Source organism: Micromonospora sp. CP22 (assembly GCF_009712475.1).
Taxonomy (GTDB): Bacteria; Actinomycetota; Actinomycetes; order Mycobacteriales; family Micromonosporaceae; genus Micromonospora.
This window is the reverse complement of sequence record NZ_VCJO01000021.1, coordinates 1-24,453: the sequence shown is the minus strand read 5'-3', so window position 1 is coordinate 24,453 and position 24,453 is coordinate 1. Positions and strand designations below refer to the sequence as shown.

The window sequence follows — 24,453 nt, the reverse complement described above, 5'->3', positions numbered from 1 at the left end:
GGCCCTCGTGTCGGCAACAGCGTCAGATCGGGCTGGTGCTCAACGCGTCAGCGCTCGACCTCACCGGCGATGAACGCCTCGACGGCGGCGTGCGCGTCGTGGTCGGCGTACTGCACGGGCGGGGACTTCATGAAGTACGACGAGGCCGACAGGATCGGTCCACCGATCTTCCGGTCCAGGGCGATCTTCGCGGCCCGTACGGCGTCGATGATGACACCGGCCGAGTTCGGCGAGTCCCACACCTCGAGCTTCAGCTCGGCGTTGAGCGGCGTGTCACCGAACGAGCGGCCCTCCAGGCGGATGTAGGCCCACTTACGGTCGTCCAGCCACGGCACGTGGTCGGACGGGCCGATGTGCACGTCGCTCTTGGCCATCTCGTGCGGCACCTGGGAGGTCACCGACTGGGTCTTCGAGATCTTCTTCGAGACCAGGCGGTTGCGCTCCAGCATGTTCATGAAGTCCATGTTGCCGCCGAAGTTGAGCTGGTACGTGCGCAGCAGCTCGACTCCCCGGTCCTCGAAGAGCTTCGCCAGGGCGCGGTGCACGATGGTGGCACCGACCTGGCTCTTGATGTCGTCGCCGACGATCGGCAGACCCGCGTCGGTGAACTTCTGCGCCCACTCGGGGTCGGAGGCGATGAAGACCGGCAGGGCGTTGACGAACGCGCAGCCGGCGTCGATCGCGGCCTGGGCGTAGAACTTGTCGGCCTGCTCCGAGCCCACCGGCAGGTACGAGACGACCACGTCGACCTGCGCGTCGCGCAGCGCCTTGGCCACGTCGACCGGCCCGGCGTCCGACTCCTCGACGATCTCGCGGTAGTACTGGCCCAGACCGTCGAAGGTCGGGCCGCGCTGCACGGTGACGCCGGTCGGCGGCACGTCGCAGAGCTTGATGGTGTTGTTCTCGCTGGCGACGATCGCCTCCGCGAGGTCCATGCCCACCTTCTTGGCGTCGACATCGAACGCCGCGACGAACTGCACGTCAGAGACGTGGTAGTCGCCGAAGGTGACGTGCATGAGACCCGGGACGCGGTCGTTGGGGTCGGCATTCCGGTAGTACTCGACGCCCTGTACCAGGGACGAGGCGCAGTTACCCACACCGACGATGGCGACGCGGACGGAGCCCATCGCGTGTGCCTCCTTCTTCTCTGTCACGGCCGCTCTGTCCTGGTCTCTCCAGGCGGAGGCGGGCTGTTGTCTTCTCGTGGGCCGCCGGCCGTCCCGTCGTTCGGGACCGTCGGGGCACGGCCGGAGCGCTCGTTGGCGATGAGCTCCTCCAGCCAGCGGACCTCACGCTCACAGGCCTCCAGGCCGTGGCGCTGCAGCTCCAGGGTGTACGCGTCGAGGCGCTCGGCCGCCCGGCCCAGCATGTCGCGAAGCCCTTCGCGACGTTCCTCGATCGTGCGGCGGCGACCTTCCAGAATTCGAAGTCGGGTCGCCTGATCGGTTCGGGAAAAGAACGCGAAGTGCACACCGAAGCCGGTGTCGCCGTATGTCTCCGGCCCGGTCTGCGCGATGAGCTGGGCGAAGCGCTCTTTTCCTTCCGCGGTGATGGTGTAGACCACCCGACCTCGTCGGCTGGTCAGCGCGGGAACCTCCTCGGCGGTGGCAGGTGTCTCGTCGGCCTCGGTGATCCATCCTGCCGCCTGCAGCCGGCGCAGGGTCGGATAGAGCGAGCCGTAACTGATAGCGGCGCGGATCGCGCCGAGCTTGGCGGTGAGCTCCTTGCGGAGCTCGTAGCCGTGCATCGGAGCCTCCTGCAACAGGCCGAGGATGGCGAGTTCGAGCACCGGCCACCCTCCCTTACCCTGTGCGTGGAGCGCTACACGCCACGATGTATCGGACCGATACATCGCACCGTAGCGTCTCGCCTGGGTCTGGGCAAACCCCCACACTGATGTTCTACGGTCACTGATTGTCACGGTGGTCGCCTCGTCAGAGCAGACCGCGTACCCTTTCCCGCATGCGTACGCAGCGCCAGGTCGTCGACTACTCGCTTCGAAAGCGAGCGGCGCTGCGTGAACTCCTCGCGGGTCGTGTCGGCACCTATGACCTGTGCGACGCGTCGCCCTACCTGAAGAACGCGGCTCGGTTCCATGGCGAGTCCACCGACGAGCGGTGCCCGATCTGCCGCAGCGAGAACCTGACCCTCGTCCACTACATTTATGGCGACGAACTCAAGCAGTCGGCCGGCCAGGCCCGTACTCTGGCTGAGCTGAGTGTGCTGGCGATGACGCTGCGTGAGTTTCAGGTCTTCGTAGTGGAGGTGTGCCTCGGCTGTGACTGGAACCATCTCGTCGAGCAGTACCTGCTCGGGCGGGATGGTCTGACCGGCGTCGCCGACGGCGACCTGGAGCATGGTGAGGCTAGCGGCATGACCGCCGACGGAACGGGTGTCCGGCGAAGGCGAGAGGCGCAACGGTGATTCGAGCTCGATCGGCTGGCCCCGGTCGCGTGCCACGCGGCTGGGGCTACCGACGGCTTGTAAGTCTGAATGGTCCGTTTGATGCGGATCTGGCACCGGCGACCACGGCACCCCCGTGCCGGGTGCACAGGTGTCACAACTCACGGCAAACCGGTGGCGGTGCGAGCGCGCCCCACCGCGACGGCAGGGTGTGAGGAATGAACTCGTACGGCGATCCCAGCTCCTCGCGCGGCCGGGCCCGCATTCCGGGCCAGGACGATCCGAGGCAGGCGGACGACGCGTACCGCCGCTCGGGTGGTGAACCGCGCGGAGTCAACTGGTCGACCGGACCGGAGACATCGGGCCCGTCGGCCCGTGCCTCGGTCGGTGGGCGTGCCTCAGTCGGCGGCTCGGCGAGCGTTCCGCCACGTGGCAGCGCGGCGCCGGTCGGCCGGTCCGGTTCGGGCCGCGCCTCGGTGCCGGTCTCGCCGGCCGGTCCCGGCCGTGCCTCGGTGCCGGTCTCGCCCGCCCCTGGACGGTCCGGTCGGGCTTCGGTGCCGGTTTCGCCCGCCGGTCCCGGCCGCGCCTCGGTAGGCGCGGCATCGGCCGGTCGGGCGAGTGTCGGCTCGGCCTCTGTGTCCGGTGGTCGCGCCGCGGTGGCCCGGGCCAGCGTCGGCGGGCCGGGCGGTCCAGGCGGGCCCGGTGGTCCCGGAGGGCCGGGCGGACCGGCCGGTCCCGGACGCGGTGGCCGTGATCCGGGTGCGGCGGCCCGAGCCCGCAAGCGCAAGCGGATGAACATCCTGATCGCCGGCTTCGCGGTGTTCATCATGTTGGCCGGCATCGGCGTGGTCGGGTTCACCTACTACTCGACCAACGTGGTGCTGCCAAAGGAGATCCCGCTGCCGCTGTCCACCACCGTCTACGCCAAGGACGGCAAGACGCTGGTCGCCAAGCTCGGCAACGAGAACCGCACCTTCGTCACCATCGACAACATTCCCGAGCACGTGCAGAACGCCGTCGCCGCCGCCGAGGACCGCAACTTCTACCGGCACTCGGGCGTCGACTACAAGGGCATCGCCCGGGCCGCCTGGAACAACCTCTCCGGCGGCGACAAGCAGGGCGCCTCGACCATCACCCAGCAGTACGCGCGCAACGCCTACGAGAACCTCCAGGACGACAGCTACGCGCGGAAGGTGAAGGAGGCGATCCTCGCCTCGAAGCTCAACGACAACTTCACCAAGAAGCAGATCATGGAGAACTACCTCAACGTGATCTACTTCGGTCGAGGTGCGTACGGCATCGAGGCGGCGGCCCAGACGTACTTCAACACCAGCGCGAAGAAGCTGAACGCGGCGCAGGGCGCGGTGCTCGCCGCGCTGATCAAGCAGCCGGTGGCCAGCGCCACCCACAAGGGCTACGACCCGGAGGTCAACGAGGAAGAGGCGAAGGCCCGGTGGGAGTACGTCCTCAACGGGATGGTCGAGGAGGGTTGGCTGAACGCCCCGGGCAAGCCGGAGCGGCCGACCGAGTACCCGAAGGTGCAGAAGTCGAAGAAGAACAACGGCTTCGGCGTCGCCACCCCGCGCGGCAACGTGATCAACTACGTCCGCAAGGAGATGGAGGAGTGGGGTCTCTGCTCCGACTCCGGTGCCGAGGGCAAGCCGAGTTGCGTCGACGAGCTGCGTGAGGGCGGCTACCGGATCACCACCACCATCGATCCGAAGATGCAGAAGGCTCTGGAGGAGGCGGCCCAGCCGGACCGGAAGGGGTCGGTGCTCAAGGGGCATCCGAAAAACCTCATGGCGGCGGTGGTCTCCGTCGAGCCGAAGACCGGCCGGGTGCTTGCCTACTACGGCGGTGACAGCGGCGCGGACTTCGACTACGCCGGCTTGAACACCGATCAAAACGGCAACCTCGTTGGTGGTCACCCGCCGGGCTCGTCGTTCAAGGTCTACACCCTGGCTGCGGCGATCGACGCCGAGATATCGGTGAAGTCGCACTGGGACGCCACGCCGTTCACGCCGGAGGGCTACGAGTCGAAGATCGTAAACGCCGGTCGGAACGCCAGCTGCAAGAAGTGGTGCACCCTCCAGGAGTCGACGGTGCAGTCGTACAACGTGCCGTTCTTCCACGTGACGGAGGACATCGGCGCCGACAAGGTGCTCGACATGGCTCGTCGCGCCGGCATCCGCACCATGTGGGACGACAAGCACCAGATACACGACCTGACGAAGAAGAAGCCCGGGGAACTCGCGCCGACGAAGTTCGACCGGGTGATCGGCTTCGGTCAGTACCCGGTCACCGTGCTGGACCACGCCAACGGCCTGGCCACCCTCGCCAACAAGGGCAAGTACAACAAGGCGCACTTCGTCCGTAAGGTGGAGAAGCAGAACAAGGCCACCGGCAAGTGGGACAAGGTGCCCGGCACCGGCGAGAAGCTCAAGCCGCAGCAGGTGATCCGGCCGGAGGTCGCCGACGAGGTGACGGCGGTGCTCAAGGAAATTCCCGGCAGGAGCAACGCGGCGCTGGTCGGCAACCGGCAGGCCGCCGGCAAGACCGGCACCTGGCAGTACGGCAACACCGACAAGAACGCCCACGCCTGGATGGTCGGCTACGACGAGAATGTGGCCACGGCGGTGTGGATCGGCAGCCGCGACCCGAAGAAGCCAGCCATCCTCGATCGCAACGGCTCCAACATCGGTGGTAGCAGCATCCCCGCCGCGCTGTGGAAGCGCTACATGGACGAGGCACTGAAGGGCTCCGACCCGTCCAACCTGCCCAGTGTCACCGGGGTGGGCGACCAGGACGCCGGTAACGGCGAGGAACCGGCGCCGCCACCGCCCCCGCCCGGAGGCGACCGGGATTGCAACCCGATCGACTTCTTCTGCCAGCTCGGCGGTGGAAACAACGGTGGTCCCGGCGGCGGTGGTCCCGGCGGCGGGGACAACGGGGGGAACAATCCGATCACCCCGCCTGGAGATGACCAACGACCAGGCGGTGACGGCGGTGGCGTGCCACCACCGAGGACGACAGAGCGGGATTGATCTCGTGAACGCCGAGGGGCGGTCGGACAGGTGTCCGGCCGCCCCTCGGCTTCCTGACTGTCTCGGATCGGGCCGCTCAGGCGACCGGTCCGGTCAGTACTTGCTCGTCACCCAGGTGGTGGGACCGGCGCTGGCTTCCGCCCGAGCGAGCAGATTGGCGTCGTTCACCATCTGGGTGTAGTAAGCACCGGCGAAGCCGCTGTAGGCGGTACGGACCCGCCCGTCGAGGTAGTAGCTGCGTACCGTCGGGTAGTAGAAGTCGGAACTCACCCGTGCCCATGCCGTCCGGCACCGAGGCTGTAGCGAGGCTCCAGGTTGATCCCGCTGGTGTTCGACGCGACCGTTTCGCGTCGTCCGCGCAGTAGTGGTAACAGGTCGAACATCCACTGTGATAGATCTTGTACGTCGCGGGGTTCTTGCCGTCGCAGACCGAACCGCAGCCGGTGGCCTGTAGCTCGACCTCCGGGATCATCGTGGCCTTCGCCGGGTCAAGATTCTCGGCCTTGACGGTGGTCTCCGCCGCGACAGTGGCCGGCGCGGCGACGGGCGGCCTGCGGGGCGGCCAGACTTGCGGTGAAGCACAGTGCCAGCACTGCGGCCAGCCGGGCGCTCTTTCGTTTGAGCAAGGCGATCCCTCCAACTCAGATCCGATGCCGCGATGATTCCGGTCTGTCTCACTGAGGCATCACCGTCCGATCACCGTCGCCGAAGCAATGCCTGGAGGTGGTCTCTCGGCAGCAGCCGCCCGGTGATGAGCTCAGCCGATCGCGACAGTCACCATCCGGGTTCCGCGCAGCAGGCGGTGGTAGAGATCCTCCACCAGCGGGCTGGTGCTGATCCCCAGCTCGCGGGCCAACCGAGCCCGTAAGCCGCTGAGCACGCCCAACGTCTCCGCCGTGCGGGAGCCCGCGTGCATGGCCTCCGCGAGCCGGCAACGCAGACCTTCGTGTAGGGGTAACTGCCGATCCAACTGTGCAGGTCAGCGGTCAGCGGTCAGCAGTCGATGTCTGTTGAGACTGTACTCAAGATCTATCAACGTCTCGATCGCCTTCAGGTGGAGTTCCTTCCACCGCAGTGCCTCCGTTTGGAGCTTGGCTGACTCGACATCCTCGACTGGGGCTCCGCGCCACAGTTCGAACGCTGATCGTAGGAGGGTGACCGCGTTTTCTGTGTTGCCCGAATTTATTGACGAGGTTGCTTCGGTGTATATTTTGCGGAACTTCAATCCGTCGACCTGATCGTATTTCACGTGCAACGTGCAGTGTTTCCCATTGCGGTTTATGTGAGTTGCCTCGGTGTCAAGTCTGGCTCGTAGGCTGTCCAGTCGGTTCTGCACCTGCTGTCGGGCGGTGGCTGGTGGATCGTCGTCCCACACCACATCGATCAACAGGTCGATATGGACGGGACGGTTGGAGTTGAGAAGCAGAGTCGCCAGAATCTTACGGTCACGAGTTCCCGGAATATCTACTTCCGATGAACCGGATCTCACGGTTGATGGGCCCAAGAAATTGAGTTCCAATGTTGCCCCCGTGGTTCTTTATGCCCGCCTTCGGTGGGCCTTGCTCAGTTATCGATACAGTCACATATGCCAAGACTTGGATGGGCTGGACAACTGCTTTCCTGGGAGGCGGTGATCGAATAGGTAATCGCAGTCGCAAGTTGTGGCTACGAACGCTCACCGCATTCTGGTGCAGCGGTTGGCAGGGGCCGAGACGGTCCGGGTGCCGGTGTGACGGGGGTGTGACCGATGGCCGCCGCAGAACCGGATCCCCAGGGCCCGCTTCGCCAGATTGCCGGCACCGCCGGGTTTCGGCTTCTACCCGGTCAACTGATGCGGCAGGATGCACGGACATGAGTACCCAGTCGACGCCCGGCATCGATGGACCTGATGTTCCCGATCACCCGTCCCGCTCCGACGGCTTCGTCCGGGGACTCTCCGGGCTGATCGGTGGTCCGCTCGGCGACCACGCGGTCGCCCGTGACCGGCCCGTCGGCGCGGAGCGTCGGTTCTGGACGGCGGTGCGGATCGTCCTGGTGCTGACCTGTCTCACGTTGACGCTGCACTGGGTGCAGAAGTCGCCCTGCCAGGACGGGGCGTGGACGGACAACGAGCAGTACACCCGCTTCTGCTACACCGATGTCCTGGCGCTCTACTACGCCGAGCGGCTCCACGAGGGTGCGGTTCCCTACCGGGATCATCCGGTGGAGTACCCGGTGCTGACCGGGTACTTCATGGGGGCGCTCGGGCTGCCGGTCCACTCGGCCGGCGTTGAGAACCCGGACATGAACCAGGGCCAGTGGTTCTACAACCTCAACGCCATCACGCTCGGTGCGCTGGCCGTGGTGACCGTGGCGGTGATCCTGGCGCTGCGCCGTCGACGACCCTGGGACGCCGCACTCTTCGCGCTCGCCCCTGCGCTGCTGCTCACCGCCACCGTCAACTGGGACTTCCTCGCCATCGGGTTGGCCGCGCTCGGCATGCTGGCCTGGGCGCGATCCGGGTCAGGCTCGAAGGGCACGATGCTGGTCGCGCTCTCCGGAGTGCTGTTAGGACTCGGCGGCGCGGCGAAGATGTGGCCGCTGTTCATCCTCGGACCGATTCTGGTGCTCGCGATACGTGCCAACCGCATCCGGGCCGCGCTGCTGTCCATCGCCACAGCGGCGGTGACGGTGGTGCTGGTGAACCTGCCGGTGGCCATCCCGTACCGGGACAACTGGAACCGGTTCTTCGAGCTGAACACCACGCGGCCGATCGACTGGGGCACCTTCTGGTACATCGGTCGCTATCTCGACGGGAAGTTCGGCGACCCCGCCAGCATCGGGCCCTTCCAGTGGCTCGACGGCAACATCCCCACGCTGAACAACCTGTCGTACGCCCTGTTCGGGCTGGCCTGCCTCGGCATCGGCGGGCTGGCACTGCTGGCACCGCGACGGCCCCGGCTGGGCCAGCTCGCCTTCCTGGTCGTCGCCGCCTTCCTGATCTTCAGCAAGGTCTGGTCCCAGCAGTTCGTGCTCTGGTTGCTGCCACTGGTCGTGCTCGCCCGACCCAAGTGGGGAGCGTTCCTGGTCTGGCAGGCCGCCGAGGTCTGCTACTTCATCGCCTTCTACGGTCAGCTGCTCGGTGCCTCCACCGGCACGCCGGTCTTCCCGGAGGGCGTCTTCGTGCTGGCCGCGAGTATGCGTCTGGCCACGGTGGTGGCGCTTGTCGTCCTGGTGGTACGCGAGATCCTGGACCCGGAGCAGGACGCGGTACGCCGCACCTACGCCGACGACCCGGACGGCGGTCTGCTCGACGGCACCCCCGACGCCCCCTGGCTGGACCGATGGCGAACCCGCCGCCAGACCACCGACCCCACCCCCACCCCCGTACCCACCACCACCTGATCGACGCACCGCCGAAGCAGCAGAGCTGCCTAGACCCGCCGCAAGTCCCAGACGAGCCGGATGGCGTCTGGTTTGCGGGGGAGCACACCCGGCGCAGGGATCAAGCCTGACCGCCCGGAGCCGGGTGTGCTCCCCCGCAAACCCCAACCCCAACCCTCAGAGACGAAACACCACGACCGAGTCGATCTCCTCGCGGGTGATGCCCAACCCCTCGACCGGTGCGTCGACGCTGACCTCCCACGGGGTGCCGGCGATCTTGTCGCGGAGCACCAGGACGTTGCGCACGCCGAGGGTGCGCAGGTAGTCGACGCTGGTCTGATCGGGGAAGGTCATGGCGACCCGGCGTACGTCCTTCAGCTGAAGCGGAGTGAAACCGCTGCCACCGTTGACGATGTCCTGGAACCGGGTGGTGGACCAGAGCATCACCGGTTGGTCGTGGTTCTGCCCGCTGGGCAGGACGAGCAGTGGACCGTCGACCGAACGCATCGCCGCCGGCTGCCTCGGCACCACCGGATGCGGTGTGGTGTTGGTGCCTTCGGCGATCACCAGCAGCAGGGGCAACAGCGTCGCCAGGCGCAGCCAGGGGCTCGGCCACGAGGGAATCCGCTCGGCGGAGATGTCCCGCACCCGCTCGGCGAACGCGCTGACCGCCCCCGCCGCGAGCAGCCCGAGCAGCAGCGTGCCCCACAGCATCAACCGGCCCGGCGTCCGGATGCCGTTCCAACCGGGCAGGTGGTCGAAGAGGGGTACGTAGGTGAATTGGCCGTCGAACAACTCGGTGCCCATCGACAGGGCCATCGCGACCAGCACTCCGGCGAGCAGCAGCAGCCGCTGCCGGACCTTCCATACGGAGAAGAACAGCCCGCCGACGGCCAGCGCGTAGAGCACGAAACCGGGTAGCAACGTCATCTCCGGATGCCACGGCAGGAGCGACCGGGCACCTTCGTGCAGTCCGCCCCAGAGACGGGACTCGGCCGGGGCGGTGAGGAAGCCGGTAGCGGGTGGCGAGAAGGCGGCGATGTCGTCGATCGTCCGTTCCGCGTTCGGGTGCAGTTGCGAGACGGTGAAGTACGGGATGGCCATCAGGACGCCCACTCCGGCGAAGATCAGCCCGCCGATCAGGTCCGCGACGAACAGCCGCGACCCGAAGGGGCGCTTGACCCGCCAGAAGATCCGTTTCGCGTACCAGATGGTGACGGCCACCAGCACGGTGATCGCTAGCACGTACCCGAACGGCAGGCCGATGCCGAATCCGAGGCTCAGCTGCCAGGCGGCCACCAGCCAGCCGGCGTACACCCAGCCCTCGTGCCGACGCTCGGGTCGGTAGCCGTGCCGTAGCGACCAGCCGTGCCCCCGGGCCAGCATGGCCAGGGCCAGCGGGATGCCACCGTTGGAGACCACGTGCAGGTGACCGGCCTGCGAGAGCAGCCACGGTGCGTAGGTGTAGGCGGCACCGACCACCGCGGAACCGGTGCGGCTCGCGCCGAGTTGCCGGGCCAGCACGTACGCGCCGAAGGTGGCGAGGGCGTGCGCCAGCACGAACATGATGTTGTAGCGCACCAGGGCGGCCTCGGGGCCGCTGCCGATCATGCCCGCTGGCGCGTACCCGAGCAGGGTGTCGGAGAAGGCGAAGCTCCACCGCTCGGGGAAGAAGGCGTTCGCGTGCCACAACTGCGCCGGGTCGGTCAGCAGGATGTGCCCCGACCAGGCCATCTGCCAGGCCTGGAGGCTCGGGTCCCAGTAGTCCTGTGGCAACGTGTGTGCTGGATAGCGCAGTGTCGGCCAGGTCATCAGCACGGCCAACGCCAGTGAGGCGAAGGCGGCCAACGTCCATTCGTGGATCAGTAACCGGCCGAACCGTCGGCCCAGCCGCCCGTACCAGGTGGGGACCGGCTCGGGCGCGGGTCCGAAGGCGGCCCAAGGGTCTGGCTTGTCGCCGTCCTCAGCCGGGGTGTCGTCCGGCTTGTCGCTGCTGTTCGCGCCGGTCGTGTCCTTGCCCGGCGGCGTCCCCACTGCCTTGTCCTTGCCGCCGGCCTTCGCTGCGGCGTCGTCCGTACCGTTGGTGTCGCCGTCGACCTTCGCCGCGCTGTTGTCCTTGTCGGTGGGGTCGTCGCCGGGCTGGTCCATGCTCGGTGGCTTCGCTGCGTCGCCGACCTTCTCCGCGTCGGCGGGGCCACCGGAGGCGGACTGGTCCGTGGTCATCGTGCCCCGGTCTCCCCGTCGAGCTGTCCGCGTAGGAAGGCGATGTCGCCGCCCTGCCCCTCGACACCACCGGGCGTCTCCACGATGACCGGAGCGCCCGCCGCGCGGATCACCGCGACCACGAGTTCCGGGTCGATGGTCCCGCCCGACAGGTTGTCGTGCCGGTCCCGCCCTGACCCGAACCCATCCTTGGAGTTGTTTGCGTGCACCAGGTCGATCCGCCCGGTGATCGCCTTCACCCGATCGACCAGGCCGAGCAGCTCCTCCCCGCCGGCATGGGCGTGGCAGGTGTCCAGACAGAACCCGACCTCGTAGTCACCGACGGCGTCCCAGAGCCGGGCGAGTGCGTCCAGCCGTCGGGCGCAGGCGTTCTCACCACCGGCGGTGTTCTCGATCAGCACCGGAATCCCGAAGCCGCCGGACTCCGCCGCGTAGGACAACGCCTTGCGCCAGTTGTCGAACCCGGCCGCCAGGTCGCCGCCGGAGTTGACGTGCCCACCGTGTACCACCAGGCCCTTCGCGCCGATCGCGGTGGCCGCTCTCGCGTGGGCGAGCAGCAGCTTGCGGCTCGGGATCCGGATGCGGTTGTTGCCGGTGGCGACATTGATGACGTACGGCGCGTGCACATAGATGTCGACCTCGGCGCTGCGCAACGCCTCGGCGTCGGCACGGGGCTGCGGCGCCTTCCATCCCTGGGGGTCGGAGAGGAAGAACTGCACGGCGTCTGCCGCTCGGGCGGTCGCCTCCGCCAGCGGGTCGGTCGGATCGACGTGGGCTCCGATACGCATGCAGGCGAGCCTACGTCCCGCCCCCGACCGTCGGGATGAGGCCCGCTGCGCGCCCGCGCGTCACCGGTGCCGACGGAAGTCGTTGATGTCAATGGATCATCCGGTCAAGGCGCCGCGACCGGGAGCTGACCAGGAAATTGTCGGTAATTCCGGGATTTGCCCCATGAAGCACCAGCTTCCACGATAACGTCAGGTAACAACGTGATAAAGCTCCGCGGGGCGTCTTCGGTCCAACCTCATCGGTGTGGTCGTTCCTCCCCAGGTCCCACCCAAGGAATGCGGACCAGACGCCCCGCGGCCCCCGTGACCGGGGGTCCGTGCCGACAGCGACGTCGGCCGGACCCCCGGTTCGCTGTGCCCGTCACCTCGGTGCTGGTGATCGTCCGGGCCGGGTATCCTGGTCCGGTTGTCCGTCACCGGCCGGGTTCCCCCGGTACCGGAACGGGCCACGACGCACGACCTCCTGCCACGGAAGGACCGTGGCCGCTTAGCCCACAGGAGGTGAGCACGTCTTGCGTCATTACGAGATCATGGTGATCCTCGACCCCAGCCTCGAGGAGCGCACCGTCGCCCCGTCGCTCGACACGTACCTGAACGTGATCAGGACTGCGGGTGGCTCGGTGGAGAAGACCGACGTGTGGGGCCGCCGACGCCTCGCCTACGAGATCAACAAGAAGGCCGAGGGCATCTACGCCGTCATCGACCTCCAGGCGTCGCCGGAGGCGGTGGCCGAGCTGGACCGCCAGCTGCGGCTCAACGAGTCCGTGCTGCGTACGAAGGTCATCCGGCCGGAGATGCGCTAGCAAACCCACCCGGCCCCACCCGGATCAGCCTCACCGTTGCTGTCGGAGGGTTCTGAGAACCTGTACGCGGAACGGATGAGCGCGCGAGGAGTTGGTCATGGCAGGAGACACCACCATCACGGTCATCGGCAACCTGACCGATGACCCCGAGTTGCGGTTCACCCCCTCCGGTGCCGCGGTCGCCAAGTTCCGGGTCGCCTCGACGCCCCGGTTCATGGACAAGGCATCCGGCGAGTGGAAGGACGGCGAGCCGCTGTTCCTTTCGTGCACCGTCTGGCGGCAGGCTGCGGAGCACGTGGCGGAGTCGCTTCAGCGCGGCACCCGCGTGATCGTCTCGGGTCGGCTGCGTCAGCGGTCCTACGAGACCCGCGAGGGCGAGAAGCGCACCGTCATCGAGCTGGAGGTCGACGAGATCGGCCCGTCACTGCGCTACGCCACGGCGAAGGTGCAGAAGATGTCCCGGTCCGGTGGCGGCGGCTTCGGCAGTGGTGGCGGTGGTGGCCAGGGCGGCGGCGGAGGCAACTTCGACGACCCCTGGGCTTCGGCCGCACCGGCTCCCGCACGTTCGGGTGGCGGCAACTTCGACGAGGAGCCTCCGTTCTAATGGCGCCGAGCGCCCGTGATCGTAAACCAGGAGCAAGAGCAATGGCGAAGGCTGCGGCACTGCGCAAGCCGAAGAAGAAGGTGAACCCGCTCGACAAGGACGGGATCACGTACATCGATTACAAGGACACCGCGCTGCTGCGCAAGTTCATCTCCGACCGCGGCAAGATCCGCGCTCGGCGGGTGACCGGCGTTACCTCGCAGCAGCAGCGGCAGATCGCTCGTGCGGTCAAGAACGCCCGTGAGATGGCGCTCCTGCCGTACACCGCGACGGCCCGCTGAGAGAGGCACCGACAATGAAGATCATCCTGACTCAGGAGGTGTCCGGGCTCGGTGCCCCGGGCGACATCGTGGAGGTCAAGAACGGCTACGGCCGTAACTACCTGCTCCCGCAGGGCTTCGCGATCGCCTGGACCAAGGGCGCGGAGAAGCAGGTCACCCTCATCAAGCGGGCCCGTTCCGCCCGCGAGATCCGGGACCTCGATCACGCCAACGAGGTCAAGGCGCAGCTCGAAGGCCTCAAGGTGAACCTGAAGGCCCGCGCCGGTGAAGGTGGCCGACTCTTCGGCTCCGTCACCCCGGCCGAGATCGTCGACGCCGTGAAGGCGGCCGGCGGTCCGGCGCTCGACCGGCGGCGGCTGGAGGTCGGCGGCCACATCAAGTCGCTCGGTTCGCACCCGGTGCGGGTCAAGCTGCACCCCGAGGTGACCGCCTCGTTCAACCTCAACGTCGTGCAGGGCTGAGTCCCGGTCGACGAACGACAGGGCCCGCACCGTTCACCGGTGCGGGCCCTGTTCGTTGTCGTGCTTGCGGTCAACCGATCGGCTGGCCGGTCACCGCGCTGATCATCACCGTCGAGAGGCCGCCACCCACCACAGCGGCGGCGAGCGCCACCGTGGTGGGCCGCCAGGTCGTACCCACCCGACGCAGCAATGTCGCGATCGCCAGGCTGCTGACCAGGGCGAGACCGAAGCGCGGCATCCCGCCCGCCATCGCCGCGAACGCCCGTGCCCGAGGCGACTCGCAGCCACCGCCGCTGATATCGGTCACACAGCCGACGGGCGGCGCACCGTCCAGGGTCAGCAGCCACACGAAGACCACGATCGCCGGCAGGACGTAACAGGCTGCGGTGTAGAGCAGCGGCAGCCAGGGGCCACCCGGATCGGGGTCGAGGAGGTCGTCCTCCAACCGACGATTCCAACTGGCGTTGCCCACCGACTCGATGCGACGTCGTACCGCCGCGATGCCGACCGGCCGGGCCTGCGGAACGGCCGCGGCACGCCGCCGGGGTGTCGGGCGGGGACGTGGCGCCGTGTAACCCACCACCGGGGACCGGGGCGCTGACGCGGACGCCTCCACCCAGCGGGGATCGTCGCCGGCCAACCGGGTGCCCGGCCAGAACGTCTCCTGCGGCGGTTCCGGCTCGGGCCGGGCGCTCCACGACCACTGTTGCGCTGCGGGCGCACCGCCGGACCGGGGCGGCTCCGTACGATCCCAGCGGTCCGGCTCGGAGTAGTCGTCCCACCGGTTGCCGTCCCGTTGCCGCTCCCGCCGCTCCATCTCGGGATCGCGGTCCCACTGGCCCGTGGTGTCCGGTTCCAGCCACCGGTCCGTCGCGGCCGATTGAAGCCACTGGCTCGTGCTGTCGGCGTCCCAGGGGTCGACCGGGCCGGCCTCGGCGCGCCGGTCGACAGCGGCGGGCTGCTGCCAGGCGTGCAGCCCGGAGGCGTCCCACGGATCCACCGCTGGGCGAGGTGGTTCCGGTTCCGCCGCCCGCTCCCAGGGGTCCACCGCCGGAGCGGGCGCCGGCTCCGCCGCCCGCCGCCGACGACGTGGGGTCGGGTCGGCGGCCGGTTCGGAGCCGGACGACTTCTGGTCCTCCTCCTCCAGGCCGGACCAGATCACCTGACGTTGGCGGGACTGCGCCCGGCGCGGTCGACTCTGCGGCGTCACACCCGAGACCGGATCGTCCTCTTCGGCCCGGCGGCTGCCGACGTACCCCTCCTCCTGTGGACGATCGAAGGTCCACTCTCGGGTGTGGTCGGACTGAGGCTCCAACGCTGGTGGCGGGGCGATGGCGCGGGGCGACGTGTCCCGCCAGTCCACCTCGTCGGAGTGCCGGCTCCGGGAGGCCCGCGACGATCGCCGACCGCCGTCGCCGTAACGCGGACCGCCGTCATCGTCCTCGTCCGGTGCGGCGTGCCGACCGCCACCGTCGACGCTGCTGACCCCCGACTCCAGTGCCCAGCGTGGCAGGTACGGCTCGGCGGGCTCGTCCTGGCCGCGCTCGATCGCCCGGCGGCGGCTCGGGGTGCGGTAACGCTCGATCGCCGAGTCGTAACGCCCGGCTCGTGAATCCTCGATGGGCTCGGCCCACGAAGCGGTCGGTCGCCGCTCGCGCGGACCGTCCTCCCCGCGTGCCCAGTCCCGGTAACTCACGGCCGGAGCGTGACCCTTCTCAACCGAAAGCGCAATCCGCTGTCCAGGTGTAGCCGTCGGCCACCGATCTTACGGGAGGTTCAGGACAAAGCCCTACCCGGAAATTCCCTCCACAGGCTGGGGAAAACGTTTGTGCAGGTCAGAGGCTTCTCGGCGAGAATTCCCCATCCGTTATCCACACCCTGTGCACACGCTGCGCACATGATTGTCCACCTGCGTCCACAGGTTGTCCCGAGGCTCGTCCACCGCCACGGTTGAGCGGCTGACCTCGGAGTCCGTATGGTTGCCATCGACCTGCTGACCCGATAACCCCCGATCGAACGGCCGGTCGACGTTGTCGCACCCGGGCGGTAAGCCTGAACCGATCCGACGCAGTGGAGGGGGGCCCGGTGTCGGTCACCGATGACAGGCGGACGGAGCCGTTCCACGGTGGCGGGCCGCAGGCCGCCGACCCGCCACGCGACGGTCAGTTCGACAAGACGCCGCCGCAGGATGTGGCTGCCGAGCAGTGCGTCCTGGGTGGCATGCTGCTGTCCAAGGACGCCATCGCCGACGTCGTCGAGATCCTCAAGATCAACGACTTCTACCGGCCGATCCACGCCACCATCTTCGACACCATCCTGGAGATCTACGGCAGGGGCGAGCCGGCCGACGCCATCACCGTCGCGGCGGCCCTGGCCGACTCCGGCGATCTGGCCAGGGTGGGTGGCGCTCCGTACCTGCACACGCTGATCGCGAGCGTGCCGACGGCCGCGAACGCCGCCTACTACGCCCGCATCGTCAGCGAACGCGCGGTGCTGCGCCGCCTGGTCGAGGCCGGTACGCGGATCGTCCAACTCGGCTACGGCACCGCGAGCGGCGGCAGCCGGGACGTGGACGACATCGTCGACCTGGCTCAGCAGGCCGTCTACGACGTGACGGAGCGCCGGGTCAGCGAGGATTTCGCCGTCCTGGCCGACATGCTGCAACCGACGCTCGACGAGATCGAGGCGGTCGGCGCGCAGGGCGGCGTGATGACCGGCGTGCCGACCGGCTTCACCGACCTGGACCGCCTGCTCAACGGGCTGCACGCCGGGCAGTTGATCATCGTGGCGGGGCGACCCGGTCTTGGTAAGAGCACGGCGAGCATGGACTTCGCGCGCAACGCCGCGATCCGGGCCAACCAGGCATCGGCCATCTTCTCGCTGGAGATGAGCAAGGTCGAGATCGTGATGCGGCTGCTCTCGGCCGAGGCCCGGGTGCCGTTGCACGTACTGCGCAGCGGGCAGTTGTCCGATGACGACTGGACGAAGCTGGCCCGCTGCATGGGCGAGATCAGCGAGGCGCCGCTGTTCGTCGACGACACGCCCAGCATGAACCTGATGGAGATCCGAGCGAAGGCTCGCCGGCTCAAGCAGCGGCACGACCTCAAGCTGATCGTGGTCGATTATCTCCAGCTGATGACCTCGCCGAAGCGTACGGAGAGCCGGCAGCAGGAGGTCGCGGACCTGTCCCGGGGCCTCAAGCTGCTGGCCAAGGAGGTCGAGTGCCCGGTCATCGCGGTCAGCCAGCTGAACCGTGGCCCCGAGCAGCGCACCGACAAGCGCCCACAACTGTCTGATCTGCGCGAGTCTGGATCAATTGAGCAAGATGCGGACGTCGTCATTCTTCTGCATCGTGACGACTACTACGACAAGGAATCCCCCCGGGCCGGGGAGGCGGATTTCATCGTTGCGAAGCACCGGAATGGTCCGACTGACACGGTGACCGTCGCCGCCCAGCTGCACCTGTCGCGCTTCGTGGACATGGCGATCGTCTAACCAGCTCACCCCACCAATGACCGGGCCGACCGATCGGACGGCCCGGTCATTGGTGGGGTCGTGCTGCTCAGCCGAACATCTCGTCGAGGAAGCTCTTGCGCTTCTTCCGCCGGTAGTGCCCGTGGTAGCCGTAGTGCTGTGGCGCGTGGCCGTAGACCGGCGCGGGGGCCGGGTAGCCGTGCGGCGGCGGGGGCGGTGGCGGCGGCACGGTGCCGTAACCCGGCTGGTGCGTTGCGGGCGGCGGTGGCGGCGGGGGCTGGTAGCCGCCCGGCTGCGGGGCGGTCGGCGGTGGGGGCGGGGGCGGAGCCTGCTGAGCGCTCCAGTTGGCCTCCGCCTCGAACAGCTTCTCCAACTCGCCGCGATCGAGGAAGATCCCCCGGCACTCGCCACACTGGTCGATGACGACGCCACTGCGCTCGTACTGGCGCATGTCTCCGTGGCACTTGGGACAGGTCAGGCTCATTACCCGAAGGTACCTGGTCGGTTCACGCGGTATCGGCCAGCGCCTCCGTCACCTCGTCGTCGGAAACCTCGTGGAAGTCGTCGTAGTACGCGCCGACGGCGGTGAAGGCGGGCGGGCGCTGGGCACAGATCACCTGGTCGGCTTCGCTGGCGAGCATCTCGTACGCCTCCTGGGAACCGACCGGCACGGCGACCACGACCCGACGGGCGCCGAGCTGGCGAGCCACCTGCACGGCGGCCCGCGCGGTCGCTCCGGTGGCCAACCCGTCGTCGACGATGACGGCGGTGCGCCCGGTCAGATCCAGGGGCGGCCGTCCAGCCCGATAGAGCTTCTCGCGCCGCTCCAGTTCTGCCTGCTCCCGGCGCTCGACCTCGGCGATGTCGTCGGTGCCGAGCTGCCGGGCCACCGCGTCGTTGAGCACGCGTACGCCGGCCGGGCCGAGCGCGCCGAAGGCGACCTCGGGGGCCCACGGTATGCCGAGTTTGCGAACCACCAGCACGTCCAGTGGTGCGCCGAGGCGTTCGGCGATGACCCGGGCCACCGGCACGCCGCCGCGTACCAGGCCCAGCACGATGACGTCCGGTGCGCCGATCAGGGCAGTCAGTCGGTCGGCGAGCACCTGGCCCGCCTCGTTGCGGTCGCGGTAGGTGGTCATGCCCTCAGGTCTACGCCCTACTTGCCGTCTTCGCGCGCAGGTTGCCGGATCCCGGGAACATCGAGTGCGGGCGCCCAGAGGAGGAACGCCACCGGATAGAGCAGGTAACCGAACCGGGTGGTGGGCATCAGCAGGATCGCCACGAGCAGCCCGTACCCGCAGACGAGCGCCGCCGTGCGGGCCGTGCGGGGCGGGCGTCGAGCGAGCCGGATGGCGATCGCCAACGCGGCGGCGACCAGCAGCGCCGCTGCCACGGCCCGGCCAGCCGGCAGGGCTTCCGCGATCAGGTGACCGGGGAACGGGGACTGTGCCGGGCTGGCGACCAGGCCGTGCCCGAGGGGAAACCGCAGCACGTTCTCCACCAGCGCGTCTCGATCCACCAGCAGGGTGGGCAGCAGCGCTGCGGCGGGTAGGCCGAACGCGCCGACGGCGACCCGTAAACCGGCCCGGTGGCAGATGCCCCAGATGACCAGTACGGCGGCGACCGGCCAGGCGAAGAGTTTGAGCGCACCGGCGAGCCCGACGACGACGCCCGCCCAGCCGGGTCGTGCGGTGGCGGCGAGCGCGAGGGCCAGCAGGCAGAGCGCGAGTACGGGCAGGTCGTCGCCGCCGGTGGCCAGGGTCAACGCACAGATCGGCAGGACGGTGGCAGCCTGCGCGCCACGCAGCAGCGCGGCGTCGTGTCCGACCGAGGTCGACCCGGCCGCCGGTCGACGCAGGATGCGGACGGCGAGGAATAGGGCGAGCGCGGTGCCGACGGCGAACCAGACCCGGGCGTCGCCCCACCACGCGTCGGTGGCCGCGCGGGGCAACCCGAACAGGGCCATTCCGGGTTGGTACGGCGTGTAGCCGAGCAGCTGTTCGCCGGGGGGCAACGCCGCGATGGCCTCCGGCCCCAGGTAGGGAGTGCCGGTCTCCACCAGCCGCTGCCCGGACTGCTCGACGACGAGTACCTCTTCCTGGGCCCGGTCGGTGCGCCCCGCCGCGCGCTGCACGCTCTGCCACACGAGGGGTAGCAGGGCGACGGCCGTCCAGGCCAGGACGGTGACCAGCCAGCGTGCGGGCAGTCCTACCAGAGGTGACCCGGGCCGGTGCCGCCGCAGCAGGAGTTGACCGATCGCCACGAGAGCCGCGCTGAGGTAGCCGAGTGCGGCGATGCCACCCCAGGCACGGTGTGGCAGCAGGGTTGAGGTGGCTGCGGTGATCGCGGCGAAGGCGGCGGAGACGGCGTAGAGGCCGAGGTCGAGAGCGAGACCTCCAGCGGAGGTGTCGATCCGGTACCACCACCCTGGACGGTGGTCGGTCGGGGTGGCGGTGCTCATCTGGGCAAGTGTGTCAGGCCTGCTGGTGGCGCCCCCGGCCGCCCTGTCGCCGTCCCTGCGGTAGCCGGACCACCGCGCCGGCATCGTGCAGGGCGACCGCGAGGCAGCCGGTCCGGCCGCCGGTGCCGCGTTGGAGGGCGGCGAGCAGCGTTCCGGAGGGCAGCGGACGGGCGAAGAGGTGGCCCTGGCCGGCGGTGCAGCCCAGTTCCCAGAGCGCGTGTCGCTGCGCCTCCCGCTCCACCCCCTCGGCCACCACGGCGAGGTCGAGACTGCGACCGAGATCGAGGGTGGAGCGGATGATCGCGGCTGCTTCGGTGGAGGATTCCATCGCGGTGACGAAGCTTCGGTCGATCTTCAGTTGGTGCACCGGGATCCGGGAGAGCAGGGAGAGCGAGGAGTAACCGGTGCCGAAGTCGTCCAGGGCGAGTCGGACACCCGCGTCGCGCAGCCGGGTGAGTACCTGGTCGACGACGTCGAGCTGACTGAGGGTGAGGGTCTCGGTCAGTTCCAGGATCAGCCGGTCGGGTGGCAGGTCGTGGGCGCGCAGGCGGGCCAGCACCGAACCGGGGAACCGGGCGTCGAGCAGGCTGCGGGGAGAGACGTTGACCGCCACGGGTACCTCGAAGCCGGCGTCACGCCAGGTGCCGGCGGAGATCAGGGCCTGGTCGAGGATGGCGTCGGCGAAGGCGGGAAGCAAACCCGAGCGCTCGACCGTCTCCAGGAAACGCAGTGGGTCGATCATGCCGTGGGTGGGGTGACGCCAGCGGGCCAACGCTTCGGCGGCGATGACCTCACCGGTGCCGAGGTCGACGATCGGCTGGAAGTTGACGGTGAACTCGTGGTCGGCGACGGCCTTGGTCAGGTCGCCGCCGAGGGTGAGGCGACCCAGATCGGCGGTGTCCCGGGCGGGCGCGTAGGTGGCGACCCGCTGCCCGGCCCGCTTGGCCTGGTACATGGCGACGTCCGCGCGGCGTAGCAGTTCGACCATGCCGCCGGTGGCGGGAGCGACGGCGATGCCGCCGCTGGCCTCCACGTTGATCCGCATGCCGTCGATGTCGAACGGTTCGTACAGCGCCGCCAGGAGCGTCTCGGCCCGGTGGGCGGCCACCGCAGGCGCGGGCAGGGCGCGCAGGAGTACGGCGAACTCGTCACCACCGAGCCGGGCGACCAGGTCCTCGGCGTGGGCGGCGGCGCGCAGCCGCTCGGCGACGGCGGCCAGCATCTGGTCACCGGCGGTGTGGCCGAGGGTGTCGTTGACCTCCTTGAAGTGGTTCAGGTCGATCAGCACCAGGGCGGTAACCCCGTCGGCGTGTCGGTGGTGCAGGTGGTCGTTGCCCGCGTCGAGCAGGTGGCGCCGGTTCGGCAGGCCGGTCAGTGCGTCGTGGGTCGCGTCGTGCGCGTGGGCTTCGGCCACCCTCGCGAGTTCGGCGTACGCCTGGGCGTTGCGGATAGCCGTGCACAGTGCCGAGGCGAACGTGTAGAGCGTGTAGTGCTCCCGCTCGGAGAGTTTCACCGGTCCGTGGAAGCGCAGGCGCAGCATCCCCACGTCGACCGTCTTGTCGTGCCCCTCCAGACGGACGGGAACCACCGCACCCTGGACGGCGGTGGGCTGGTCGGCCGGCCCGTCGTAGCTGACCCCGTCGGCACCGCCGCGCACCACCCGGTCGACGTCGCGTAGCTCGACCTCCACCTCGTCGGCGGAGAAGAGTTCGGATGCCCGGGTGACCGCGGTGGTGAGGACCTCGTCCAACTCGACCACGTTGAGCGCGTCGGTGGTCTGCGCGAGTCGCTGCCACACCTGCTGCTCGGTGCGGCTCCGAACCCGCGCGGAGTAGAGCAGGTGCAGGCTGAGCATCAACGGAGGCACCACGAGGAGCAGCCGGAAGTCGATGTTGATGAGCAGCACCGTGCTGGTGATGACGCCGAGGCGGGCGATGGCTGCACCGATGCGGAAACCCCAGTCCTCCCGGAACAAGGTGCGCAACGAGGTGCCGGTCGCCATTGAGATGACGGGGAGGGTGACGAGTTCGTCGAGCAGCACGGCAGCGAGATAGGCGACAGCTAGGGGGAGCGCTGTGCCAGCGAGACCTGAGCTGGCGGCGGGCCATTCGAACGCCTGGAGTACCAAACCAGCGGCGGTGGCCACGAGCATGTTCTTGCCGATGCCGAAAGCCCGCTTGATCGGTGAGCTGCCGGTGAGGATGGTGGCGATCCCGATGCCGAACCCGGTGGCGAGGATGACGACCGAGGCGGGCGCCACCGCGAGCCCGATCACGATGGCCGTTTCGGTCCAGGCGATGTCGTGGTTGGTCGAGCGGATGCGAATCCTCACCTTGGCGACGAAACCGACCGCAACAAGTGAGATCAGAGTGGCCCAAGTGGTTGTCGCCGTGATGGCGTCGTAGCTGGGCAAGTGGGCGACGGAGACGGCAGCGGCGAGGCCAGCCAAAACGACGACGAGACCGACGAGCAGCATCAGCCGCCGATCGGTCCCAGTCTGTCGAGCCCGCAGAGCCAAGCATCATCCCCATTCGTCACCGGGGCGTTGCGCTCCGCAAGCGTACTCCCGGCCGCTCCTGACCGGGCAGGAGGTTCAGTTCCATTCGTGCGAGCGCATCTCTACCCCCAACTGAGGCTGACTGTCGTGCTGCCAGACCCTAGGGGCGCTTGTGGGCAATTAGCGATGATTCATGTCCTAATGCGCATAATAGGCCAATATGGAGAGGTCGTATCACGGTCCGTCTTACCCGCTTGACTGACTGTTGAATGGTGGACGGTTTCACTCCGGGTCGGCTGGAATGCGATCAATCAAGTGTGGCTAAAGCCGCTATTGAGTTCATCGTCGCTTCGGTTGACCTTGTCGCGATCGACTGCAACCTACCGGGCCGGGACGGCAGTAAACGCGTACCGTGATCCTTCGAATGCGCGCGGAGGGTCCTGTGTGGATCCAGCTCCTCGACCTTCGTGCGCGGTGCACGGCTAACGGGCGCTACCGCTGGAAACCAAGCCGCAGACCGTACTGGGATCCGTCGTTCTCCGCAATGCTAAATGTCCATAATTATACGGCTAACCTGCGACATGCGATTGAGGCGATCTCCCGGCGGTGGCTCGCCGGCATGGCGGAGGCTCTCCAGGGTCGCTCCGGTCCAGTGCTCTCCGCACAGGTGGCTGCCGCGCCCGAGCCCTAACTACTCGCCACCGAGTTGTACGGCGAGTTGCAGATCGGGCGCGGTGGCCACGACAGGGCGCTGCCGGTCCAGCGGTCCCTCGCCACCCCGCCTCACGTGGTGCATTGGCGGGTCGCCGACGCCCGTGGGCGGTCTTAATGCGGTTCACTCCATCGGTGCGCATCGTTAAGGTGCGACCACGCGAATGCCTGCCTCCCAAGGGGTTCGAGAAGTGAAGATTGAGGTGCTTGGCGGCTTTTGGGTCTTTTTTCGGCTCTTCCAGGGTGAGCCTCGGTACGCCGAAGCAGCGAACCGTTCTTGCCAAGCTGGTGATGAACCCGGGGAGGACGGTCTCGACGGAGGAGTTGATCGACGAAATCTGGCCCGACGAACCGCCGCGTTCGGCAGTGCCGAATTTTCGGACGTACGCCGCCAACCTCCGTCGTGCCTTTGAGTCGTATGAGGCGGGCCGGGGCTTGCTGGTCCGTCGGCGCGGCGGTTACTGCCTTGAGGTTCCTCCGCGAGACGTCGACCCGTTCTCCTTCGTCGATCATTTCGAACGGGCACGCCAGTTGAACCTTCGGGACCAAGCGGATGTCGCGCGATCGTTGCTGAACAAGGCGATGCTCTGCTGGCTCGGTCCACCCTTGCTCGGCGTACCTCTGCGGCCTTCGCTGTCCGCCCACGTGGCAAACGCTCAGGAGCAATACCTCCTCGCCGTGGAGTTGCTAGCGACTCTTCATCTCGGGGCGGGGGATGTCGATCAGCCATTTCGCTGCTGCGGCGGACGGTGGCTGAGCACCCGATTCGTGAACCAGCGCTGGTCCTGTTGATGACGGCACTGCACCGACGAGGCGACATTGCTGGCGCGATCTCCGTGTTTCGATCCGCCGCCCGAGTCCTCCAGGACGAATTGGGGGTGGAGCCAGGCTCCGACCTCCGGCGGCTGTACCAGGGGATTATCAAGCATCGGGTGCTTCGACTCCGGTTGCCGTAGCCGTTGAACCCGGCGGTGTCGACCCGCCTGTCGCGCGAACGGCGACGATGCGCGATGCCCATGATGTCAAATGGGATTGGCTTCCTAGACCGGTGGCAGATTTCGTCGGCAGGGACGACGTCGTCCATCGCCTAGTGCGAAAAAGCCGAGCCGCAAGCGGGCAGGATGAGCCGGGACGCGGCTCCTCGAACACGCTCTTATCGATTTCTTATCGCCGAGGTCCCTAGCCTCGGCCCTTCAGTAAGGGCTGCCCGCATCGTGGATCATGAAAGAGGAAGTGCCTTCTGATCTGGGAAGATCTGACTTGTCTAAGGTCCAGATCGCCCGTCACGGAAGGCACTTGCAGGGTGAAGGTTACCGGAACGCGCCCGAAGATCGTGGTCA

18 protein-coding genes and 2 pseudogenes are annotated in these 24,453 nt (G+C 68.1%); 9 read left to right on the top strand and 11 right to left on the bottom strand.

Annotated features, from left to right (window positions below):
- Positions 1 to 47: 47 nt before the first annotated feature.
- Positions 48 to 1,127 (bottom strand): inositol-3-phosphate synthase, encoded by a 1,080-nt coding sequence (locus tag FF096_RS23225; protein WP_155221709.1) that lies wholly within the window; start codon positions 1,125 to 1,127, stop codon positions 48 to 50.
- A 23-nt stretch (positions 1,128 to 1,150) separates the two neighbouring features.
- Positions 1,151 to 1,789, bottom strand: a complete 639-nt coding sequence (locus FF096_RS23220; RefSeq protein WP_309223814.1) for a PadR family transcriptional regulator — start codon at positions 1,787 to 1,789, stop codon at positions 1,151 to 1,153.
- Positions 1,790 to 1,962: 173 nt separating this feature from the next.
- Here FF096_RS23220 and FF096_RS23215 point away from each other — a divergent pair, with 173 nt between their 5' ends.
- Both FF096_RS23215 and FF096_RS23210 read left to right on the top strand, forming a co-directional pair.
- Positions 1,963 to 2,424, top strand: coding sequence for a DUF5318 domain-containing protein (locus tag FF096_RS23215; protein WP_155221689.1), 462 nt, complete (start codon positions 1,963 to 1,965; stop codon positions 2,422 to 2,424).
- A 197-nt stretch (positions 2,425 to 2,621) separates the two neighbouring features.
- The gene (locus tag FF096_RS23210; RefSeq protein ID WP_155221688.1) at positions 2,622 to 5,447 is read left to right on the top strand and encodes a transglycosylase domain-containing protein; all 2,826 of its coding nucleotides are present in this window, start codon (positions 2,622 to 2,624) and stop codon (positions 5,445 to 5,447) included.
- A gap of 93 nt (positions 5,448 to 5,540) precedes the next feature.
- On the opposite strand, the gene FF096_RS23205 is transcribed toward FF096_RS23210, so the two are convergent.
- Both FF096_RS23205 and FF096_RS26835 read right to left on the bottom strand, forming a co-directional pair.
- Complete coding sequence (locus FF096_RS23205; RefSeq protein ID WP_155221687.1) at positions 5,541 to 5,717, bottom strand: hypothetical protein; 177 nt, start codon at positions 5,715 to 5,717, stop codon at positions 5,541 to 5,543.
- Positions 5,718 to 6,204: 487 nt separating this feature from the next.
- A pseudogene (locus tag FF096_RS26835) lies at positions 6,205 to 6,783 on the bottom strand (BTAD domain-containing putative transcriptional regulator).
- A 515-nt stretch (positions 6,784 to 7,298) separates the two neighbouring features.
- On the opposite strand from FF096_RS26835, the gene FF096_RS23190 reads away from it, so the two are divergent.
- Complete coding sequence (locus FF096_RS23190; protein ID WP_155221684.1) at positions 7,299 to 8,831, top strand: glycosyltransferase family 87 protein; 1,533 nt, start codon at positions 7,299 to 7,301, stop codon at positions 8,829 to 8,831.
- Positions 8,832 to 8,987: 156 nt separating this feature from the next.
- On the opposite strand, the gene FF096_RS23185 is transcribed toward FF096_RS23190, so the two are convergent.
- The gene (locus FF096_RS23185) at positions 8,988 to 11,033 is read right to left on the bottom strand and encodes a hypothetical protein (RefSeq protein WP_155221683.1); all 2,046 of its coding nucleotides are present in this window, start codon (positions 11,031 to 11,033) and stop codon (positions 8,988 to 8,990) included.
- On the bottom strand, positions 11,030 to 11,821 hold the full coding sequence (locus FF096_RS23180) for a deoxyribonuclease IV (RefSeq protein ID WP_155221682.1): 792 nt from the start codon (positions 11,819 to 11,821) through the stop codon (positions 11,030 to 11,032). The genes FF096_RS23185 and FF096_RS23180 overlap by 4 nt, the downstream gene beginning before the upstream one ends.
- Positions 11,822 to 12,333: 512 nt before the next feature.
- Here FF096_RS23180 and rpsF point away from each other — a divergent pair.
- The 4 genes from rpsF (at position 12,334) to rplI (ending at position 13,970) form a co-directional block, all read left to right on the top strand.
- Positions 12,334 to 12,624 (top strand): 30S ribosomal protein S6, encoded by a 291-nt coding sequence (gene rpsF, locus FF096_RS23175; RefSeq protein ID WP_155221681.1) that lies wholly within the window; start codon positions 12,334 to 12,336, stop codon positions 12,622 to 12,624.
- A 97-nt stretch (positions 12,625 to 12,721) separates the two neighbouring features.
- Positions 12,722 to 13,228 carry a single-stranded DNA-binding protein gene (locus FF096_RS23170; protein ID WP_155221680.1) on the top strand — a complete coding sequence of 169 codons (507 nt, stop codon included), beginning with the start codon at positions 12,722 to 12,724 and terminating at the stop codon, positions 13,226 to 13,228.
- 41 nt (positions 13,229 to 13,269) lie between these two features.
- Positions 13,270 to 13,509 carry a 30S ribosomal protein S18 gene (gene rpsR, locus FF096_RS23165; protein ID WP_007073789.1) on the top strand — a complete coding sequence of 80 codons (240 nt, stop codon included), beginning with the start codon at positions 13,270 to 13,272 and terminating at the stop codon, positions 13,507 to 13,509.
- Between the two features lie 14 nt (positions 13,510 to 13,523).
- The gene (rplI, locus tag FF096_RS23160; RefSeq protein WP_155221679.1) at positions 13,524 to 13,970 is read left to right on the top strand and encodes a 50S ribosomal protein L9; all 447 of its coding nucleotides are present in this window, start codon (positions 13,524 to 13,526) and stop codon (positions 13,968 to 13,970) included.
- Positions 13,971 to 14,040: 70 nt separating this feature from the next.
- Here the strand turns inward: rplI and FF096_RS26830 are convergent, their stop codons facing one another.
- The gene (locus tag FF096_RS26830) at positions 14,041 to 15,666 is read right to left on the bottom strand and encodes a hypothetical protein (RefSeq protein WP_230462882.1); all 1,626 of its coding nucleotides are present in this window, start codon (positions 15,664 to 15,666) and stop codon (positions 14,041 to 14,043) included.
- A gap of 389 nt (positions 15,667 to 16,055) precedes the next feature.
- Here FF096_RS26830 and dnaB point away from each other — a divergent pair, with 389 nt between their 5' ends.
- Positions 16,056 to 17,465: a replicative DNA helicase gene (dnaB, locus tag FF096_RS23150; RefSeq protein WP_309223813.1), complete on the top strand. Its 1,410-nt coding sequence runs from the start codon at positions 16,056 to 16,058 to the stop codon at positions 17,463 to 17,465.
- A 67-nt stretch (positions 17,466 to 17,532) separates the two neighbouring features.
- Here the strand turns inward: dnaB and FF096_RS23145 are convergent, their stop codons facing one another.
- The 4 genes from FF096_RS23145 to FF096_RS23130 are packed head-to-tail and all read right to left on the bottom strand — an operon-like array spanning position 17,533 to position 22,381.
- Positions 17,533 to 17,928: a zf-TFIIB domain-containing protein gene (locus FF096_RS23145; protein ID WP_155221677.1), complete on the bottom strand. Its 396-nt coding sequence runs from the start codon at positions 17,926 to 17,928 to the stop codon at positions 17,533 to 17,535.
- A 22-nt stretch (positions 17,929 to 17,950) separates the two neighbouring features.
- Positions 17,951 to 18,583 carry a phosphoribosyltransferase gene (locus FF096_RS23140; protein ID WP_155221676.1) on the bottom strand — a complete coding sequence of 211 codons (633 nt, stop codon included), beginning with the start codon at positions 18,581 to 18,583 and terminating at the stop codon, positions 17,951 to 17,953.
- Between the two features lie 17 nt (positions 18,584 to 18,600).
- On the bottom strand, positions 18,601 to 19,905 hold the full coding sequence (locus FF096_RS23135) for a glycosyltransferase family 87 protein (protein ID WP_155221675.1): 1,305 nt from the start codon (positions 19,903 to 19,905) through the stop codon (positions 18,601 to 18,603).
- A gap of 13 nt (positions 19,906 to 19,918) precedes the next feature.
- Entirely contained in the window at positions 19,919 to 22,381 is a 2,463-nt protein-coding gene (locus FF096_RS23130; RefSeq protein ID WP_155221674.1) for a bifunctional diguanylate cyclase/phosphodiesterase, read from the bottom strand.
- A 975-nt stretch (positions 22,382 to 23,356) separates the two neighbouring features.
- Between FF096_RS23130 and FF096_RS23125 the strand changes: the two are divergent.
- Positions 23,357 to 24,069, top strand: a pseudogene (locus tag FF096_RS23125) (BTAD domain-containing putative transcriptional regulator).
- The last annotated feature ends 384 nt before the right edge of the window (positions 24,070 to 24,453 follow it).